This is a genomic window from Halorubrum luteum, assembly GCF_054652935.1.
The window spans coordinates 516,289-534,604 of the sequence record NZ_BAAIGT010000002.1; the positions used below are offsets into that span (position 1 = coordinate 516,289).

Consider the following 18,316-nt stretch of genomic DNA (forward strand, 5'->3'; position numbering starts at 1 on the left):
TTACTGGCGGACTGAGACGATCGCGACGTCGTCGGCCAGGATACGGTCGGTGCCGTCGCCGTCGGTGACGACGCAGTCCTCGCCGGTGACGACGTTCCAGTCGGCGTGATCGACGTCGACCGCGACCGCCGCCTCGCCCGGCGCGAAGTTGAGCACGACGACGAGCGTCTCCGTATCGTCCTCGCGGACGAACGCGACGACGTCGTCCGGATGGACGACCTCGCCGTCAGCCTCGATCGGTCGTTCGGTGAGGTCGCCGCTGGCGACGTGGTAGTCGACACGGTGGAGGTCGCCAGCCGGCCCGAGCGCGGAGTGGTCCGCGCGAGTCGCGAGCAGTCGCTCGTAGCGCTCGCGCACCTCCTCGCGGGCGTGGTCCCATACGATCTCGTCGCGTCGGCCGCGCTGGCCGATCTCCTGGCCGGCGTACACCATCGGCACGCCCGGTAGGGTGATCGTCGCGGCCCCCGCGGCCGCCGCGGCCGCGTCGCCGCACTCGACGCGGTACCGCGTCTCATCGTGGTTCTCGATGTACTGGAGGAAGCCGGCGTGCTCCGGGAAGCCGACTCGTGCCCGCTGGTTGATCGCGTCGAGCATCGACTCCGCCGACGCCACCCCACGACCCACCTGTCGTAGCTGGAAGTACAGCGTCGCGTCGAAGTGGATGTCGAACATCCCCTCGTGGAAGTCGGGGATGTACGGGATCGTCTCGTCCATCAGCAGGAACTCGGGATCGATCGCTTTCACGCGGTCCCGCAGCTCCCGCCAGAAGGCGTCCGGGACCGCCCACGCCATATCACATCGGAAACCGTCGACGAGCGGTGCCCACTCGTCGACGACGTCGAGCAGGAACCGTCGTACCGAGAGGTTTGCGTGGTTCAGGTTGGCGATAAGCTCCCAGTCGAAGTACGTCCCCGGCTCGCCGGACTCCTGCCACTCGTAGCGGTCGCGGTACGGCGACGCCGGATCTCCGTAGGCGTCCTCGAACCACTCGTGGTCTCGGGCGGTGTGATTCGCGACGAAATCGAACAACACGCGCAGTCCGTGGTCGTGTGCCGTCTCGATCAGCGCCTCGTAGTCGGCCCGATCACCGAGGTCGTCTGCGACGTCGAAGAAGTCCGTGATGTTGTACCCGTGTGGCTTTCCGTCGTGCTGGAGCACGGGGGTGAGCCACAGCGTGTCGACGCCGAGGTCTGCGAGCTCCGGGACCCGATCGGCGATCGCGTCGAACGTCTCCCCGTCGCCGGCATCGCCGGCAAACGTCCGAACGTACACCTCGTACACCCGCGCGTCCTCGGTCCACTCCGGCGGCTGGTTGAGCCGTACCGTCTCGAATCTCGCAGCGGTCGGGGAGGCCGAGGCGCGGGCGTCACCGGGCTCCTCGAGGCGGTCGATCGCGATCGAGTCGGCGACGCTGAACCGGCACGTTCCGTCCGGATCGCGGGCCGTCGAGACGGCGTGCACGCGAAGCCGGTCGGCGACGACATCGGTCGGGAGCCGAAGCGTCGCCCCGTCGGCAGTCAGCGACGTTTCGAGCGCGTCCCGCGGGTTCGTCCGCCCCTCCGCGACGGCGGCCGCGACGTCGCGATCGTCGACGAGAAACGTCACGTCGAGGTCGGCGGCATCGAGCCCCGAATCCGGATTCGGTCTCGCGGTCGCGGTTACACGCAGCTTCTCACCGTCGGCGTCGACGGCGGCGTCGAGGCGGACGCGGGGCGGACCCGTCTCTTCGTGTGGCTGCGCATCGGCGTAGTCGATCTCTCCATGTCCGGCGTCTCGGGTTCGGATCGCGGTGCCGCTACCGCCCGCGACGTCGGCGCCCTCGTAGGTGACGTCGAACGCGCGGATCGTGAGGAGATGGTCGCCGTCCGGCGCGGAGAGTCCCAGGGTGTATCGGCCCGGAACGTCGGGGGTAAACTCGGTGACTGGCTCGACTCCGACCGTCGCCTCGCTGCCGGGCGGCGCGTCGACGACTCGCCACTCGTAGGCCGCTTCCGGATCCGGGTCCCGTGGGGCGATGCTGGTCGTCTCGCCGGTGGCGAGAAATCGCGGTGGTCCGGGATGGTGCATACCACACCGTATGCATCAAGCACCTTCGGTTTTGCTCTCCCGGCCGACGCCACCTCTCCCAGTCAGCCCGTCAACTCCACCTCTCCCCGTCAACTCTATTTCGTCCCTGTCAGTTCGCCGACTCCGCCAAGGCTTTTATCACGGAGCACGGCGGAACGAGCATGAGACTGCGAACCGCCCTCACGGAACACAGACGTCGAAACGGGGAGCGATTCCCCGCCGAGCGTCCGACGACCGGTGGGGCGTTCGCCGGCGACGACGGGCGACTCGTGTACGTCGGTCCGAACGGAACGTTACACGACTGTTCGTATCCGCTGTCCGGCGTCGGCGGAATCGACTGGCTACGGCTCGGCCTCGACGGGAGCGGGACCGTCAGATGGTTCGACGAGCTGGACGCGACCCGACAGCACTACGACGGCGAGACGCCACTCGTCGAGACGGAGTACGACGCCGGACGATTCACGGTACACCAGTTCGACCTCACCGTCGGTGACGCCCACGTCACACACGTCGAACTCCGCGGTGCGCCGCCCGCCGACGCCGAGCTCGTCGTCGCCTGTGCGTTCGCACCCGAGATGGTCGAGGGACGCGTCGGCAACCTCGTCCACGAGGAGGCCGGCCCGAACGGCGGCGACGTGATCGAGGCGTTCCATCGCCGCGAGCACGACTTTCTGACCGCGTCGACGGGGCTCTCGGCCGCCCACGGCCGACGCCAGGACACGATCGCGGAGCTGCTCGGCGAGGGGCACGACCCGTTCCCGCGCCGCGGAGAGATCGACGAGCGGGAGGACTCCCACCTCACCGGCGAGGTCATCGTCAACGCTCCGTTCGAGCGGGACGGCCGCATCGAGCGGGTGACGCTCGCGAGCCGCGCGGTGCTCGACGACGCTTCCGCCGCCGACCTCGACGAGTCGGTCGAGCGAGCCGATCGGATCGACGCGGTCTCGCGAGTCGCAACGACGTATTCGACCGCCGACGACCTGCGTGCTGCCGCGTCCGAGCGCGCGCCGACGGTGCCCGAGGGAACGCCGAGACGGAGCCTGATCGCGAGCGATCTCCGGAGCCTCGATCTGCTCACCGCCGAGTCGGGAGCACGAATCGCCGGGCCCGAGTTCGACCCGTTTTATTCGACGACGGGCGGCTACGGGTACACGTGGTTCCGTGACGATGCCGAGGTGTCGAACGCCCTGCTGTCGGCCAGCGAGGAGCTCGGCCTCGACGTCCGCGAGGAGCTGGTCGCAGCCGCCGAGTTCCTGTGTCGCACGCAGGACGCCGAGGGAGGCTGGCCGCACCGAGTGTGGGCCGACTCCGGGGAGATCGCGCCCGGCTGGGCGAACTCGCGGATCGAGGGAGCACGCACCGAGCCCGGCCCCGACGATCAGCTCGACCAGCCGGCGGCGGTCGTGACGTTCCTCGCCCGACTCAGACGCACGACCGATCTGTCGGCAGCACGGGAAGCGCGGATCGACGAGACGATAGCCGACGCGGTCGCCTTCCTTCAGTCGACGACGGAGTCCGACGGGCTTCCGCGGCGGTGCCAGAACTGCTGGGAGAACGCACACGGGCGATTCACGCACACGGCGGCGACGTATCTACGGGCGTTCTCGGCGGTTGCTCGCGCGCCCGTCGCCGACGATCTTCGTGCGAGTGCGGCTGCGGCGGCCGACGACGCCGTCGGGGGGTTGCTGGACCGGTGGATCCCCGACGCGAAACGGTTCCCGCAGCGCTCCGACGGCGACGTGGTCGTCGACGAACGCGCCGATGCTAGCACGTTCGGGCTCGTGAACGCGGTGACGGAGTACGTCGCCCTCGTCGAGGAGCGGATGGAAGCGGATGGGTCCAGCGTGTCGGAGCCGGACCGCGTCTCGACGCTGGTCTCCCGAGTCGCGACGCACGTCGAGACCTCGATCGAGGAGCTTCGCCGCGAGAGCTCGGACGTGGAAGGGCTCGTCCGGTTCGTCGGCGACGACTGGCGGACCGCGGAGCAGGGCGGCGCGAAGGTGTGGTCGGTCGCAACGCTGCTCGGGGCCGAGGCGGCCGCCGAAATGGGCGGACTCCTCGCGAGCCGTGGCGAGGACGGTGGCGATCTGTTCGCGGAGGCCCGCGAGCTGTACGCCCTGTGTGGGCCGGACGGTGACCTGACGAACCACGTCGGACTGCTCGCGGAACAGGCGTTCGACACGGGCGAGCTCGACAGCGCGACCCCGCTCGGCTGGTCGCACGCGCTACGACTCACGACGACGGCGACGCTCGCTCGATACGGCGCGCTTCCCGTCCCCCACGACGAGCCGACCACGCCGGAGGCCGCGCCCAACTGGACGACTGGTCGGAAGTTCGGCGTCGGCACGCCCGCCGACCACGAGGACGCCGACCCGGTTCCCGTCTGGTTCACGCTGACCGAGGGGGCGTTGACGGAAGCGCGGTTCCCGCGGATCGACGTGATGAACCTCCGTACGTTCGAGTTCCTCGTAACGGATCCGGAGACGGAGTACACGATCCGAACGTTCGACGAGACGAGCCACGTGACCGCGACGGAGACGATCGAGCGGACGACCGAGCCGAGCGTCGACGACGCGCTGGCGTACACGCAGACGATCCGGGAGACGGGCGACGGCCACGGCCACGAGTGGACGCTGACCGTGGAGTACGCGGTCAACACCGACGGCGACGCGATCCTCGCGGACGTCTCCTTCGAGGGGTGTCGCGAGTACGACGTGTACGCGGTCGTCGACACGACGATCGCGAACGTCGGCGTCGAAGACTACGGTCTCCGCGTCGGCGAGGACGGCTACCACCTCCTCGCGCGCAACGAGCACATGAACAGACATCCCGGAAAGCTGGTCGACGACGACGGTGACCCGTTCGAGGTCGCGCTCGCGATGACGAGCGACGACAGGTTCTCGTGGGCGAGCGCGATGGGCGCCGAAAGCGACGCGCTCGAGACGCTGTTCGCGACCGGCGAACGCGTCGAGGGATCCGCGGAGGCCACCGGAAACGTGGTGTTGACCGGGCTCGTCGGGAGCGGTCGGTCGGTGTCGAACACGGTCGCGATCGGGTTCGCCGAACGGGCCGACACCGCGGCCGCGCTCGGCGAGGCCGAAGGCGCGATCGCGCGGGGATTCGACGCCGTTCGGGACGCCTACGTCGAGACGTGGCGGGAGTGGCTCGCCGGGCGGCCGCTTCCCGACGCCGTCGCCGGCGACACCGACCTCGAAACCCAGTACCGATTCGCGTTGATGACGCTCGCCGCCGTCGAGGACAAGCGCCACGACGGCGCGGGGATCGCGAGCCCGTCGGTGCCGTGGGGTGAGACGGAACACGCCGTGGAGGACCGCGGATACGGATACAACTTCGTCTGGTCTCGCGACCTGTATCAGGTGTTTACGGCGCTCGTCGAGGTCGGCGAGACCGAGCGCGCCGCCGACGCGCTGACGTACCTGTACACCACCCAACAGGACGAGAACGGGTTCCTCCCGCAGAACACGTACATCGACGGTCGCACGCGGTGGGGTGGCGAGCAGATGGACAACATCGCGTATCCGGCCGTGATGGCGTGGGACCTCCACAGGCGCGGCGTGACGCTGTCCAAGGCGGCGTACACGTACGACCACGTGCGAAAGTCGACGAGCTACGTCGCCACGAACGGTCCCGAGACGGCCCAGGAGCGCTGGGAGGAGGAGAGCGGCTACTCGCCGTCGAGCATCGCCGCGGAGATCGCCGGGCTGACGTGTGCGGCGTCGCTCGCGCTCGCGGAAGCCGACCGGGTCGACACCGCCTCGGGGGCCGCAGCGGACGGCGGCGAGGCAACGTCGGAGAGCGGGTCCGACGACATCCCGACGACGGAGACCGACGACACCTCGTCGACGGGGAGCGACCTCGATCCGGACGCGCTTCGCGCCGACGCGATCGCGTGGCTCGCGCTCGCCGACGAGTGGACCGAGCGCGTCGAGGAGTGGTGTGCCACGGAGACGGGCAGTGAACGTCACACCGAGACGCCATACTACCTCCGGATTACGGCCCACGGCGACCCCGAATCCGGCCGCCCGCGGACGATCGCGAACGATGGACCGACGTACGACGAGCGGGAGATCGTCGACGGCGGGTTCCTCGAGCTCGTCCGGCTCGGGATCAAGCCGGCTGACGATCCGGTCGTGCGGAACTCCGTCGAGATCGTCGACGAGTCGATCCGCGTGGACACGCCGCACGGTCCAGCGTGGTATCGGTACGTCGGCGACGCGTACGGCGAACTCCAGCGCAGGGACCCCGGCGGTCCGTGGGCGGGTGCCGGCAACGGGAAGGGGCGGCTCTGGCCCATCTTTACCGGTGAGCGCGGGGAGTACGAGCTTCGGGCTCGTGCCGATGGCGACGACGGCTTCGGCGGGACGGACGAGCCCGCAATGGAGCCGGAGAGGCTACTCGAGACGATGGCCGGATTCGGTAACTCCGGACGGATGCTTCCCGAGCAGGTGTGGGACCGTGAGCATCCGACCGAGTACGGCTGGGAGTTCGGCGAGGGAACCGGCGGGGCGACGCCGCTCGCGTGGTCGATGGCCGGCTTCATCCGACTTGCACACGGGATCGACGCCGGAGAGCCGATCGAGACGCCCGCAGTCGTCCGCGAGCGGTACGTCGAGCGCGACCGATCGACCGGCCCGGAGCTTGATGCCAGTATCGAGTACACCGGCGACCGACTCGTCGTCTCCGGGACGACGAACGGCGCTCGCGTCGCCGTCCACGCCGCGAACGGGTCGTGGCTCGCGGAGCCGACCGACGAGGAGTTCTCCGTATCGCTCGACGCCGCGTTCGACGCGGACGTTCTCGTCGTCGCGGCGGTCGGCGACGACGACATCGAAACGGCCGGCACGGCAGTCGAGCGACTGTTCGTGTGAGAGTCGCTCGACTCCTCATCCGGTCGCCGCCGACAGCTCACTCCAGTGCGGCGTCGGTCACCACGAGGTGGCCGCGGTCGCCCTCCCAGACGGCGTCGTACGTCACGTCGATCCGTCGGTCCATATGCGGGCCGTCGACCACGAACGTCTCGAACTCCCCGCCCTCGCCGAGAGGATGGACGCCGTACTCCGCGCGAAGGTCGAGCAGTTCGGACAGTGCCGCAGCGTCGTATCGACGACCCACCCACGACTCGTCGAGTCCGTAGGCGGCGACCTGGACGATGAGGATCTCGAACTCGGCGTCGAACATCGCCTCCGCGAGCTCCACCGGATCGGCCTGCCACAGCGGCGCGAAGAGGTCGATCCCGAGTCGGTCACACATCCCCCGGATCCGGTCGGTCTGAAACGCGCTTTCGACGGCGCCGGCGGTTACGCCGGCGAGATCGATCTCGTCCTCGGCGGCGATCTCCCGGAGCGCTGCCTCCATCGGCTCGAGCTCGGCGTCACCCTGCTGTCCCGAGTCGTCGACATCGTCGGCGCCGAGCTCGCCAGGTTCGACCTCCGTCAGCTCGATCCCGACGCTCTCGGCTGCGAGTCCGGCGAGCCGTGTCGCCGGCGTGTGGTACATGTACGAGTCGCCTTCGGGGTGGACCGTGAGGAGTCGGGAGACGTTCAGATCCGCCTCGAGCGCCCGGTACAGCGCCCACGAGGAGTCCTTCCCGCCTGAAAAGAGACTCACCCAGTCGCCAGTCATTAGAGAGACGACGGGAGCGTCGGGTAAATCGGCTCCGGTCTCCCAGTGTCTACGGATCGAATCGGCGGAAACCGTACGACGATCGATGCTGGCGCGAGGTTCACTCGCCACGCGAGAGCAACAGGAACACGGCACCGATCAGCAGGCTCACCCCACCGATGAGCGGATATGCGATCTCCATGCCGAATGCGGTCGCGAGGTATCCGAACAGTGCGGGCCCGACTGCGCTCCCGATCGCCGACGATGTCTGTGTCAGCCCGAACAGGCTCCCGCTGAACTCGCGTTCGGCCTCCGAGGAGATGATCGCGTTTTTAACGGGCACACAGGCGTACATCGCCAGCCCGATGAACAGGAACAACACCATGAGCGCGCCGATGAGCAGATTCTGCGGGAGCGCGCCGCTTCCGCTAACGAGGAGATACGTCACGACGAGCAGTGCGGCCGTCGCGACCGACACCCCCACGCCGAGCGCGCCGCGGTGTACTCGGTCGGCGAGGCTTCCCGCCCACAGCGACGAGACGCTGCCGGCGACGAGCATGGTGAAAAACACCGCGTTCCCGACCGTCGCGGTACCGCCGGTCGTGTCGGCGACGTACGACGTCGTGAACGTCATGATCGCCCGCGTCTGCAGGGAGACGAGAACGGTCATCGCGAGAAGCAGCACCACCGTGAGCGTCAATGGTACTCGAAGCACCTCCACGACCCGCTCGCGGAGCCGCGAGAGCCGCGTCCCTCGAGGCGCCGACGTCCCGGCAGCGCCGGTGGAGGATCCGCGGTTGTCGGTGCCGTCAGGCCGGTTCCCGTGGTCCTCGAGTCGTGTCTCGTCGGTGTCCGCCTCGTCTTCTGACCTTCCGTCGTCCCGGTCGGGGTCGGCAAACAGCACGGCGAACACGATCGTGAACGCCAGTCCGAGCGTGGCGGCGACGGCGAGGCCGAACCGCCAGTCGAGCACGCCGGCGAGCCCGCCGATAACGAGCGGTGCGCCGGCGACGCCGACCATCCCGAAGAAGCCGAACACGCCCATCGCTTTCCCCTCTGTCGTATCGGTTTCGAAGTCACTTATCAACGACATCCCCGTCGGATGGTACGTACTTCCACTGATCCCGGCGACGATCTGTGACGCGACCAGCGCCTCGTAGCTCGTCGCCATCGCGGCGAGATAGATCCCCGCGACCATGCCGACCAGTCCGGCGACGAGGAGCCGTTTCTTCCCGACGCGGTCCGCGACCACGCCGGCCGGAAGCTGAAACACGGAGTACATCACGAAAAACACGGTCAACAGCAGCCCGCCCTGCGTGTACGTGATGTCGAGATCCGCCACGAGAAACGGGATGATCGGCGGGATGGCGATCGAGAAGAACTCGTTGACGCCGTGTGTCGCGCTGATGAGCGTCACGTTCCGGGGCTCCGAGAGGTCTCGGAAGCCGCTCAGCGGAGAGTTCATTCGTTCAGCACCTCATCGTTAAGACGTATTTGTATGTCCAAACCGGTCGTCTTTTCCCCGAACACCCCGATCCGCCCGTCGGAGGACCGTCGAGTGTTCGCGGGCGACGGGGGATCGTCGTGGACTCCGTTCCGACTACGGCGTGGATTCGTCGTCCTCGACTACGGCGTGGATTCGTCGTCCTCGACTACGGCGTGGATTCGTCGTACGTGAGTATCGCGTACAGCATCGAAACCGGTATGGCCGCCCCCAGCGCCGCCATAATGGCGGGAACGGGGGAGGCGTCGATCTGCATCAACAACGTCACCGCGATCGCCGCGGCGAGAAGTCCGGGCGTAGCCACCTCGATGGATCGTCGCATATCGAACGGTTGCCGTCGGAAGCCGAATGGATGACGCTCCCGGAAAACGGGGAGTCGACGCGCTCGACGTGGAAACGGTGGTGACGGCTCCAAAACGAACGCTGCCGGACGAAGTTAACTGATGAACTTGTTGTCTCGCCAGTTCACGCCGCCGTCGCCGTCACCGGCGCCCTGTGGGCTCTCGACGACTTCGACGCTGGCCGGGCGCGGCTCACCCTCCACGATCCGCGTCGCCTCGAGATCGCCGTCGGCCTCCGTGATCGCGGTCAGCGTTCCCTTCTCGGCGAGCAGTGCCAGCTCGCGCAACACGAGGAACATCGGATACTGGAGCGCGGTGTTCTGCAGGACGGTTTCGCGATCGCCTTTAAAACAGGCGAACTCGACGAGCTCCGATGGGATCTCCTCTTCCTCGTCGTCCATCCACTGAGGGCCACCCGCCCGCGGCGGCTCCTCCTCGTACACCCGCGTCTCCGTCACCGACGCCTTCAACTGGGCCGTCGGCGTGTACTTGCTGATGCTCTCGTCGTCCGAGAGCGCCTTGATAATGAGGGTGTTGTTTCGACGCGTGATATCGATATCGTCGATCTCGGGCGGGAGATCTGGGTCTTCATCGAAGTACGTCTCTACGTCTTCGAGGGGCAGTTCGAGCGTCGAGTGAAGTCGGAACACGCGGCCTGACATTGTTGATAGGGATTGGTGGAACCGAACCGATCGTCGCGACCCGGGCGGGAGCGACTGCACCTACCCCATCTAGGAGGCGTAGGCTTATATGGGCTGTCCTTCGATATCCGAGCTTGGATCGTGGTTAGGTCAGCCGTTTTCCGTGACCGCGAGAACCGAGACCGACCCGATCGGTCAGTAGTCTCAAGTCCGTTCGGCCGCACGCATCCGGCATGAGCCTCATCGGGTCGCTCGTCGCGTTCGTCGTCAGTCTCCTCGTCGGCGGGCTCGCGATCTTCATCGCCGCGAGCGTCGTCACCGGAACCAAGGCGTACGGACACGCCGTGTTCACCGCGCTGGTCGGCGCGATCGTGTGGGGGCTCTCGGAACTACTCCTCTCGTGGATCCCGCTCGTCGGCGAGTTCGTTCCGCTGATCGCGTGGATATGGGTGATCCGACGCCGGTACGGGACGTCATGGCTGCACGCCGGGATCATCGGGTTCATCGCGTGGGCGTCGGCGATCCTCGTTCTCTCCATCCTGCCGCTCGCTGGCGTCACTGACGCCGTCGGCGTCCCGTTCGTCTAGGCTCACGCTCCTGCCCGAACCGATACATTCGACAGGCTCCGACGCTTACGGGAAGTATGACGGACACGTCACGGACGTCCGACGTCGCGGTCCGATACGAGGAAACCGACGACGAGCGCCGCCTCACCTTCTCGGTTGACGGTCGCACTGCAACGGTTGCACAGAACGCCGACGGGTACGCGATGTTGAAAGTGCGGACCGGGCCCGACGGTGATGAGCTGGAGCGGTACTACGGGTTCGACATGGCGCTCGACCACGCCGCGGAGCTGCTGGACGTCGCCGTCGCCGACCTCCCCGTGCCCGATGCCGCCACCGATATGGGAATCTGACGGCGGCGCTGCTGCTGACTCCGCCCGCGCCGATCCGAATTCGGTCCCAGGGCGGACGAACCGACCGCACGGTTTTAATCGAACGTATATTGCAGGCGAAGCGTTAGGCTACGAACGGCCCTACCATCGATCGTCTCATTCCCCGTCCCGACCGTACGACGGCGCGTGGCGTCGATGGGGACGTCACGCAGCCGACACGCTCGGGTTCGGTCGGGTGGGAGTGAGACGGCGTCGACGGGTTCGGAGGGCCGATCGACGTGCTCGCACAAGGGTTCACGGACCGAGACGGCGTCCACCTGCGGACGCCAATTTCAATGATATGACGGGTGTGGACAGTTGAAGGGTTTCTTCGAGTGGTCCTCAGCTGTTGAGAGCCGCTTTACTCGCGTTAGCGGCGTGATTCCAGCGATCTGAAAAACCACGGCGTTTACTAAACGGTCGAAGTCGAACGGGATGGTATGACGTCGACACACTGCGCCTCCGGCTCGCTCGCGGAGCCGCGCACCGACGACCGCGAGGGACTTCGGGCAGAGCTTCGCGTGCAGCCGCGCAGCGGCCACTCGTGTCCCCTCAGCGGCGACAACCGCGAGCGGACCGTCGTCGCCCACGATCTCGTCTGTCCCGACGGGTCTTGCGGGGGCGCCTGTGAATGCCGGGCGACCGTCGAAACGTCGTCCGGAACGCGCATGGTCGGCAAGCGGCTGGAGGACGGCTGTATCTGTCCGGTGTTCTGCGAGCACGACTGTGTCTCGTCCGTCGAGGCCGTCTCGAGAGGAGAGGTAGTTGTGTCCGTCTCGCTTCCGTCGAGAGCGGTGCTCTCGTCGATCATCGAGGCGCTCAGGGATCGCGGCGCGACCGTCGAACTTCGGAGCATCGCACGCACCGAGTCATCTCGGTCTCGACGACAGATCACCCTCGATGCCGAATCGATCACGGACAAACAGCGGGAGGCGATCGAGGTCGCCTTCGAGGAGGGGTACTACGAGACGCCGAGAGATGCCGACCTCAGCGATCTCGCGGCACGACTGGACGTGTCGCGTTCGGCGGTCTCCCAACGGCTCACGGCCGCGGAGTCGACGCTCATCGAACAGCTGTACGAACTCGAATCCACCGTCGGAACGCGGTAGCACAGCTCGATACAAACGGCGACCGTGAAAACGTGTACGGCGGCCGCTACTCGACGGCCGCTACTCGACGCCGTCGGTTGCGTGGTTCCCCGACCGATCCGGCGCGATCTCGCTCACGACCCGCTGTGCGATCGTCGCTTCCGCCTTTCTGAGTCGCTGTGACACCGCCGACTTCGAGACGTCGAACTCATCCGCGAGGGAGTCCAGACTCACTGCTCGCGGCGTCGAGTAGTAGCCGGCCTCGACCGCACGAACCAGCGTCTCGCGTTGAACGTCGGTTAACACGCTCGTGTCGACGGTCACCGTCTCCCCGTCCAACGTCCGGACGTCGCGGATCGCGAGATCGGTCCCGTCGATGCTCGCGATCGCTTTGAGCACGTCGCCTATGCCACCCGCAGCTCCGGCGTCGACGGTGATGGTGTACGTCTCGTCAGTGTGGTCCATGTCCGGGTCGTCGATCATCGTTCTGTTGGCGGGGTCTGTCGTCTCAACCGAGTACAGCTTCGAGACGGACGGGCAAACGGTTCGGGCTGTAATATAAACCCCTTTAGAACTCACCGACGGAGCGAGCGCCGGCCGAACCGTCCTCAACGACGAGCTATTCGGTCAACTGACTCCGACCGGATTTGCCGCTAACTCAACGCGGCCCGTTCGGACGACGCGAGCGCCCGCCCGATCAGATAGCTCGCCACGCCGGCCGCGGTGGCTGCAAGGACGGCGATCCCGAAGGACTCGAGCGGTGACGCTACGGCGGGCACGGTGTCAAACGGGCCGATCAGCGCCCCAACAAACGGGCCGACCAGTGCTCCCGCGAACGGACCGAAGGCGAGCAGCACGGTGGGACCGACGCCCCCACCGATTCGTGCAAAGGCGATCGCCGCGACCGCCGTGAGCGACACACAGACAACGAGGAGCCAGTCTGTCGGCGGCGCACCGAAGCGGGCGGCAGCCTCGAACGCCGCGGCGGTAAGCGCGAACCCGACCGCACACCAGACGGTCGCTCGCTCGAATCCGGACTCGCCGACCAGCGTCGCGTTGAGACTCGTCATTCCGGTCGGGTCGCCCCCCGTCCCTCACGGTCGGGGGTGAGGTTTCCGTGTTCGTCGATCTCGCCGCTGACGATGCGCGTCGAGGAGATCCGTTCGCCGTCCGCGGCGGGAACGTGATCGACCACGACGATCTCGAGCGGGTCGTGGCCTCGGTTCGTCCGTATCTCGTTGATGCGCTTGCCACCCTCCTTCGTCTCCGGCGAGACGATGAGCGCATCGAACTGTGGCTCGACGGCGATACCGGTCGGCTCGTCGAGCCGACGCACCTCGAACTCACGGTCGTACGTCTCCGCGAACGACTGCAGCTCCACTTCGAGATCGCGCTTTCGGGCGTCGAACGGGCGAACGTACCGCTCCACGTGACGAGTCCGCGGAGCGAGCTCATCGGACGTGAGGCCCACGGTGACGTCGCCGATCTCGAATGCCCGCTCGAACAGCTTCCGGTGGCCGTCGTGGATCGGATCGAACGTGCCACCCAGCGCGACGTTCATACCTACCGGTCCGGTGGCAAACCCTTAAAACGTCCCGAAGCCGACGCGATACGCGAAACGTCTCCACGTTCGGGCCGGAGTACAGGTGTGTTCTCTCGCACCGAGCTACGAGTGGACGTACCGCTGACGGCTCACTCCCGCGAGTCGGCGGTCGACTCGCCATCCGGGACGTCATCGTCGTCTTCGGAGCCAGCCTCGTCGTCTTCGGAGCCAGCCTCGTCGTCTTCGGAGCCAGCCTCGTCGTCTTCGGAGCCAGCCTCGTCGTCTTCGGAGCCAGCCTCGTCGTCTTCGGAGCCAGCCTCGTCATCGACGGACGACTCGGAGTCGACACCGTCGACCGAGATCTGTACGGGCTCCGCATCTCCCTCGGGCGACTCACCACCGAGACGGCGGTCGAGGTTGAACACTGCGTTCAACTCCTGTTGCACGTCGCCGACGACGCGTTGCACGAGTTCGCTCGGCGCGATCGCCTCGTACTCGTACGGGTTGTTGCCGGCTCCGCTCGCCTCCCGCTTGCGCCGTTCGAGTTTCTCCTCGTCGTGAAGTTCGGCAAGCGCCTCGCGGACGGTGCTTGGGTACAGCCCCGTCCCGTCCGCCACTTCCTCGCTGGTGCTGTTCGGGTGTTCGCGGAGAAACACGTAGATCCGGGCTCTCGTTTCCGTATCCAGCAGCCACGAGAGGAGGTCAACGACGTTATCGTCGAACCCCTTGACCGCCTTGTCGGCTCCCTCTCCCAGTCGCTCCTTGGTTTTTCGGAGCTCCTCGCGAGTCCGCTCCGTGGGAGAGTCCTCCTCGCTCTCGTCGTCGACAGTCATGTCGGACACTGGGCTCCGCGTGCTCAAAAGGGTTTCTCGTCGTCTTCGAGCCAACGAAACCCAGGGCGGGCGCGAGCGCGAACGCGAACGCCGTCACGGCGAGACCAACAGGTCCGCACACAGCGCGTCCATCCCCTCGGCGTCGCGGATCCGGCGCTGTCGCGCGCTGCCGCTTTCCCCGTCGTACACCGCGGACAGGCGATCGACGCCGAGTCGGTCGGTCTCGGACGCGACGACCTCGCCGAGCGATACCGTGTCCTCACCGTCCCGGGTGACGAACGAGGCGTCGTGGCCGTGCCGGATCGCGCGCCACTTGTTTTCGTCCAACAGTTCGCGGCGAAGCGTCGGCGTCGACTCGTCGTTCTCGTAGCGTTCCGCGAGGTCGACGACGAGCGCGTGTACGTACTCCACGAACGCCAGCGTCACGTCCGGATCGGCCTGTGCGTCCGGGGCCCGGACCTCGACGGTGCCGTGGGCCGTGTGTGGGCGCACGTCGAACCAGAGTTCACCGCGGTCCTCGATGGAGCCGTGTTCCAACATGCGCCGCTCGAACCGCTGGAACGCCTCGAAATCGTCGAATGCGGACGGCATCCCGGTGTTCGGTAGGTTCTCGAACACCTTCGCTCGGGCGGATGCGAGCCCAGTGTCGAACCCGTTCCAGAACGGCGAGTTCGCCGACAGTGCGAGCAGAATCGGACTGTACCACCGGAGTTCGTTCGCGATCCACACGGCCTTATCAGCGTCGTCGATGCCGACGTGGACGTGGAGTCCGGACGTCGTGTTTCGGTGCTGTGGGTACTGTATACGATCGAGCTGTGACCGGTAGCGGGGTTTCTGGGCGTGGTCGAGCTCGCGCCATTTCGCGGCCGGGTGAAGTCCGGCCGAGGCGATCCCGTACCCGTGGTCGGCAGCGTGGTCGACGAGCGCCTCCCGAACCGCCGCGATCGCCTCCGGAGCCTCCTCGGGGCCCGACAGTCTGGGGACCTGCGCTTCGATGGTGCATTTAAAAAGCTCGTGGTCGAACCCGTTTGGAACCGCGTCCGGCGGTTCGCTGCCGTACACCAGATCGTCGGTTCCGGAGGTCGGACGCCCGTCGGCGTCGACGATGAAAAACTCCTCCTCGATACCGAGCGTCCCCATGCGCTCGAAGGCGTCCCGCGAACCGAGTTCCATTACACCCCCATAACCCCCGGCCGTTCTTATAAGGTGTGAAGCCGGACGCGCGTGTCGGTATCGATCCGTGCGGCCGACGACGTCCTCCCCCGGAGAGCGCTCATCGGGGCGTCGCCACGACGCCGAGATGGTCCTCGTGGTAGCGGTCGAGTCGTCCGGTGTCGAGAATCTCGTAACGACTCCGAAGCTCGTCGAGGACGCGATCGAACACCGAGTCCGGGTCGGCGGTCACGTCCTCGCTTCGCGCTTTCACCGCCAGCAGGAGTCGCCCATCGTCGGCGAGGAATCGAGCGTTCCGAACCGCAACGGCGGCCTGCCCGCGCGTGGCGACGTCCTGGACGACGACGTCGACGTCGCTCTCGACGACGTGGGCGTACGTCTCCGGCTTGCGGGCGTCCTTCAACAGCGGAAACAGCTGCTCGCGCGATTCGGCTGCCGCGAGCAGGTCGCGTGCGGGCCGTGGCGCGAACTCGATCGCGTACGTCGGACCGGCGAAGTCGGCGACGTGGCTCACGGTCGTCCCTGCGGCAGCGCCCAGATACAGAGCCGTCTCCCCGCCGGAGAGGCCGGTGTCGAAGCCGAGTTCCAGCATGCCGCCCAGCTTCGATCGATCCGGGTTCCACGCTCGCCACGCACCGTCCGTCGGCTCGCCGTAAACCGGCTCGCCACGCGTCGCGAGTCGCGCTTCCCCGTCGAACTCGCGGTGCTCCACGCCGTCCGGGAGGGGAGGTTGCTCACTCATCGCCGACCCCCGTCGTGCCGTCATCGTCCGCGCCGGCAGCGTCCGCACCGTCGGAGTGAGTCTCCGCGCGCGCTCGGATCGTTGCCATCCGCTCGCGGAGATCCTCGTGCAGCTCCTCGCGGAACGTTCCGGAGTAGTGGTCGACCCGGGCCGCAAGCGTCAGCTTGCCGGCGAACGCGCGCGCAGCCGAACCGCGATCCTCTGTGCGGGTGTTGCGGACGAACTCGTGCGTGTAGATGACGCCGTGTTTCGGAGAGGGAGCCCGGCCGGAGAGATGTGCGAACAGCGCGTCCTCCGCGCCGAGCAGCTGCACCGTTCCCGACGGCTTCTTCGCCAACGACTCCAGCCCCCCGGCGAGATCGATGAGCCGCGCGGCGAGCTCCGGGCCGGCCATCGCAGAGAGGTTGGGAGCAACCGCCGGCGCGACGCGCTCGACGTACGCCGCCAGCTCGTCGCGCTCGTCGGCGAGGTCGACGACGCGGGTCGAAAGCGACACCGCCCGCCGCTCCGCGTCAGTCTCGGGCTCCCGCCGCGCGACCTCGCGTGCACCGTCGATCCCCGGCGACGCGTCGTCGAACAGTCCGCCCGCCCACTCCGCGGCGCGTTCTGCCAGCTCGTTTGCGGTTCGTTCACAGTCGTCCACGGCGCGGATCGCGTGGATCAGCTGTCGGTCGTCGGCCCGCTCGCGTTCGCGAACCGCCTCCCGAGTCGCGGTCGTCGTCGCCTCGCGGAGCCGATCGTAGTACTCCTGCTCGTCCGCTGTGAAGCCGCTCTCGACGGCGAGTCGCGGCCAGTCCCGCGGCGAGTCGGCGGTTCCCTCCTGGACCGCGGTCGCGCCGGACGCCGGGTCGTCCGGGTCGACGCCCGCGAACCATCCGGCCTCCGTCCCGCGGCTGTCGTCGGTCATGCCGCAAAGTTACAGCCGGGTATATAAAGACGTCCCGACCGGGTTCTGACTCATGCGTGGACGTTCGCCGTCCTAGGGAAAGATATGTCTGGCTGAAAAATACCGTTCACTGTAATCGCTTCGTCGTCTCCACGAGCGGGTGTCGCGCGTAGTCGACGATCTCGATATCGGCTATCTGGGAGAGATCCTCCTTCTCGGCAGTCTTCGCCATCCCGAGCTCTACCGGACTGTTCGGTATGATAACGTACGCATCCATCTCCGCCAGCCCCATCTCGTGGGCGGCCATCACGCGATGGTGGCCGTCGGCGAGATACAGCTTCCCGCCGTTGTCGATGACGACGAGCGGTTCGGCGAGCCCACGCTCCAGTTCGTACTGTCGCCCCTCGAGCTCGTCGGCGTACACCCGCGCCTGTGTCGGCGTGAGCTTGTCGAGGCGGATCTCGCGCCGCTCCTCCTCGATCTCGACGCCGTGGATCTGCTCGAGCGTCCGCATCAGCTTTCCCACCTTTCCGGGCGTCGCCCGCTCGATCTGTGACCGAACGACGTCGGTGTTCGAGATGATCCCGACGAGGTTGTCCGCGTCGTCGACGACGGGGAGCTTCTGGATCCCGGAGCGTAAGATGACGCGAGCCGCGTCCGTTATCTTCATCTCCGGATGCGCGACGACCAGCTCCGCGGACATCACGGTGAACACCGGCGCGTCCTCGTCTTCGGCACCGAGGAGATCACGAGCCGACACGAACCCCTCGACCGTCCGACCGCTCGTGACGGGAAACCCGTTGTGACCGGCGCTTTCGATCATCCGCGCGGAGACCTCGCCGACGGTGTCGTCCGGCGAGACCGTCTCGACCTCGCGGGTCATATACTCCTTGACGGTCGGTTTGCCGCTCATGTCACCGACGTAGGTGACGGCGTCTTAAA

17 protein-coding genes are annotated in these 18,316 nt (G+C 67.1%); 4 read left to right on the top strand and 13 right to left on the bottom strand.

Going from position 1 to position 18,316, the window contains the following annotated elements:
- Positions 1-2,067: an alpha-amylase MalA gene (gene malA, locus ACYQ0R_RS02565; protein WP_459820776.1), complete on the bottom strand. Its 2,067-nt coding sequence runs from the start codon at positions 2,065-2,067 to the stop codon at positions 1-3.
- Positions 2,068-2,228: 161 nt separating this feature from the next.
- Here malA and ACYQ0R_RS02570 point away from each other — a divergent pair, with 161 nt between their 5' ends.
- Positions 2,229-6,956 carry a DUF7997 domain-containing protein gene (locus tag ACYQ0R_RS02570; protein ID WP_459820777.1) on the top strand — a complete coding sequence of 1,576 codons (4,728 nt, stop codon included), beginning with the start codon at positions 2,229-2,231 and terminating at the stop codon, positions 6,954-6,956.
- Positions 6,957-6,993: 37 nt separating this feature from the next.
- Here ACYQ0R_RS02570 and ACYQ0R_RS02575 read toward each other — a convergent pair whose 3' ends face one another.
- The 4 genes from ACYQ0R_RS02575 to ACYQ0R_RS02590 all read right to left on the bottom strand — a co-directional run bounded on the left by ACYQ0R_RS02575 (position 6,994) and on the right by ACYQ0R_RS02590 (position 10,196).
- Positions 6,994-7,710 (bottom strand): diphthine--ammonia ligase, encoded by a 717-nt coding sequence (locus ACYQ0R_RS02575; RefSeq protein ID WP_459820778.1) that lies wholly within the window; start codon positions 7,708-7,710, stop codon positions 6,994-6,996.
- 100 nt (positions 7,711-7,810) lie between these two features.
- Positions 7,811-9,154 carry an MFS transporter gene (locus tag ACYQ0R_RS02580; protein ID WP_459820779.1) on the bottom strand — a complete coding sequence of 448 codons (1,344 nt, stop codon included), beginning with the start codon at positions 9,152-9,154 and terminating at the stop codon, positions 7,811-7,813.
- Between the two features lie 187 nt (positions 9,155-9,341).
- Positions 9,342-9,515: a hypothetical protein gene (locus tag ACYQ0R_RS02585; RefSeq protein ID WP_459820780.1), complete on the bottom strand. Its 174-nt coding sequence runs from the start codon at positions 9,513-9,515 to the stop codon at positions 9,342-9,344.
- A gap of 114 nt (positions 9,516-9,629) precedes the next feature.
- The gene (locus ACYQ0R_RS02590) at positions 9,630-10,196 is read right to left on the bottom strand and encodes a DUF7110 family protein (RefSeq protein WP_459820781.1); all 567 of its coding nucleotides are present in this window, start codon (positions 10,194-10,196) and stop codon (positions 9,630-9,632) included.
- Positions 10,197-10,408: 212 nt separating this feature from the next.
- Between ACYQ0R_RS02590 and ACYQ0R_RS02595 the strand changes: the two genes are divergently transcribed.
- The 3 genes from ACYQ0R_RS02595 to ACYQ0R_RS02605 all read left to right on the top strand — a co-directional run bounded on the left by ACYQ0R_RS02595 (position 10,409) and on the right by ACYQ0R_RS02605 (position 12,218).
- Positions 10,409-10,762 carry a hypothetical protein gene (locus ACYQ0R_RS02595; protein WP_459820782.1) on the top strand — a complete coding sequence of 118 codons (354 nt, stop codon included), beginning with the start codon at positions 10,409-10,411 and terminating at the stop codon, positions 10,760-10,762.
- A 56-nt stretch (positions 10,763-10,818) separates the two neighbouring features.
- On the top strand, positions 10,819-11,091 hold the full coding sequence (locus tag ACYQ0R_RS02600; RefSeq protein ID WP_459820783.1) for a DUF7111 family protein: 273 nt from the start codon (positions 10,819-10,821) through the stop codon (positions 11,089-11,091).
- Positions 11,092-11,549: 458 nt separating this feature from the next.
- A complete protein-coding gene (locus ACYQ0R_RS02605) occupies positions 11,550-12,218 on the top strand; it encodes a helix-turn-helix domain-containing protein (RefSeq protein ID WP_459820784.1) in 669 nt (222 codons plus the stop codon).
- A 60-nt stretch (positions 12,219-12,278) separates the two neighbouring features.
- On the opposite strand, the gene ACYQ0R_RS02610 is transcribed toward ACYQ0R_RS02605, so the two are convergent.
- From ACYQ0R_RS02610 to ACYQ0R_RS02645, 8 genes are all read right to left on the bottom strand, one after another.
- Positions 12,279-12,680 (bottom strand): helix-turn-helix domain-containing protein, encoded by a 402-nt coding sequence (locus tag ACYQ0R_RS02610; RefSeq protein ID WP_459820785.1) that lies wholly within the window; start codon positions 12,678-12,680, stop codon positions 12,279-12,281.
- A gap of 170 nt (positions 12,681-12,850) precedes the next feature.
- A complete protein-coding gene (locus ACYQ0R_RS02615; RefSeq protein WP_459820786.1) occupies positions 12,851-13,267 on the bottom strand; it encodes a hypothetical protein in 417 nt (138 codons plus the stop codon).
- Complete coding sequence (locus ACYQ0R_RS02620) at positions 13,264-13,758, bottom strand: phosphopantetheine adenylyltransferase (RefSeq protein WP_459820787.1); 495 nt, start codon at positions 13,756-13,758, stop codon at positions 13,264-13,266. The genes ACYQ0R_RS02615 and ACYQ0R_RS02620 overlap by 4 nt, the downstream gene beginning before the upstream one ends.
- Positions 13,759-13,889: 131 nt before the next feature.
- Positions 13,890-14,573, bottom strand: coding sequence for an ArsR family transcriptional regulator (locus ACYQ0R_RS02625; protein WP_459820788.1), 684 nt, complete (start codon positions 14,571-14,573; stop codon positions 13,890-13,892).
- 93 nt (positions 14,574-14,666) lie between these two features.
- Positions 14,667-15,746: a glutamate--cysteine ligase gene (locus ACYQ0R_RS02630; protein ID WP_459820789.1), complete on the bottom strand. Its 1,080-nt coding sequence runs from the start codon at positions 15,744-15,746 to the stop codon at positions 14,667-14,669.
- 100 nt (positions 15,747-15,846) lie between these two features.
- Positions 15,847-16,488: a fibrillarin-like rRNA/tRNA 2'-O-methyltransferase gene (locus ACYQ0R_RS02635; protein ID WP_459820790.1), complete on the bottom strand. Its 642-nt coding sequence runs from the start codon at positions 16,486-16,488 to the stop codon at positions 15,847-15,849.
- Complete coding sequence (locus ACYQ0R_RS02640; protein WP_459820791.1) at positions 16,481-17,395, bottom strand: NOP5/NOP56 family protein; 915 nt, start codon at positions 17,393-17,395, stop codon at positions 16,481-16,483. The genes ACYQ0R_RS02635 and ACYQ0R_RS02640 overlap by 8 nt, the downstream gene beginning before the upstream one ends.
- Positions 17,396-17,501: 106 nt before the next feature.
- Positions 17,502-18,287 (bottom strand): CBS domain-containing protein, encoded by a 786-nt coding sequence (locus ACYQ0R_RS02645; protein ID WP_459820792.1) that lies wholly within the window; start codon positions 18,285-18,287, stop codon positions 17,502-17,504.
- Positions 18,288-18,316 lie beyond the last annotated feature (29 nt).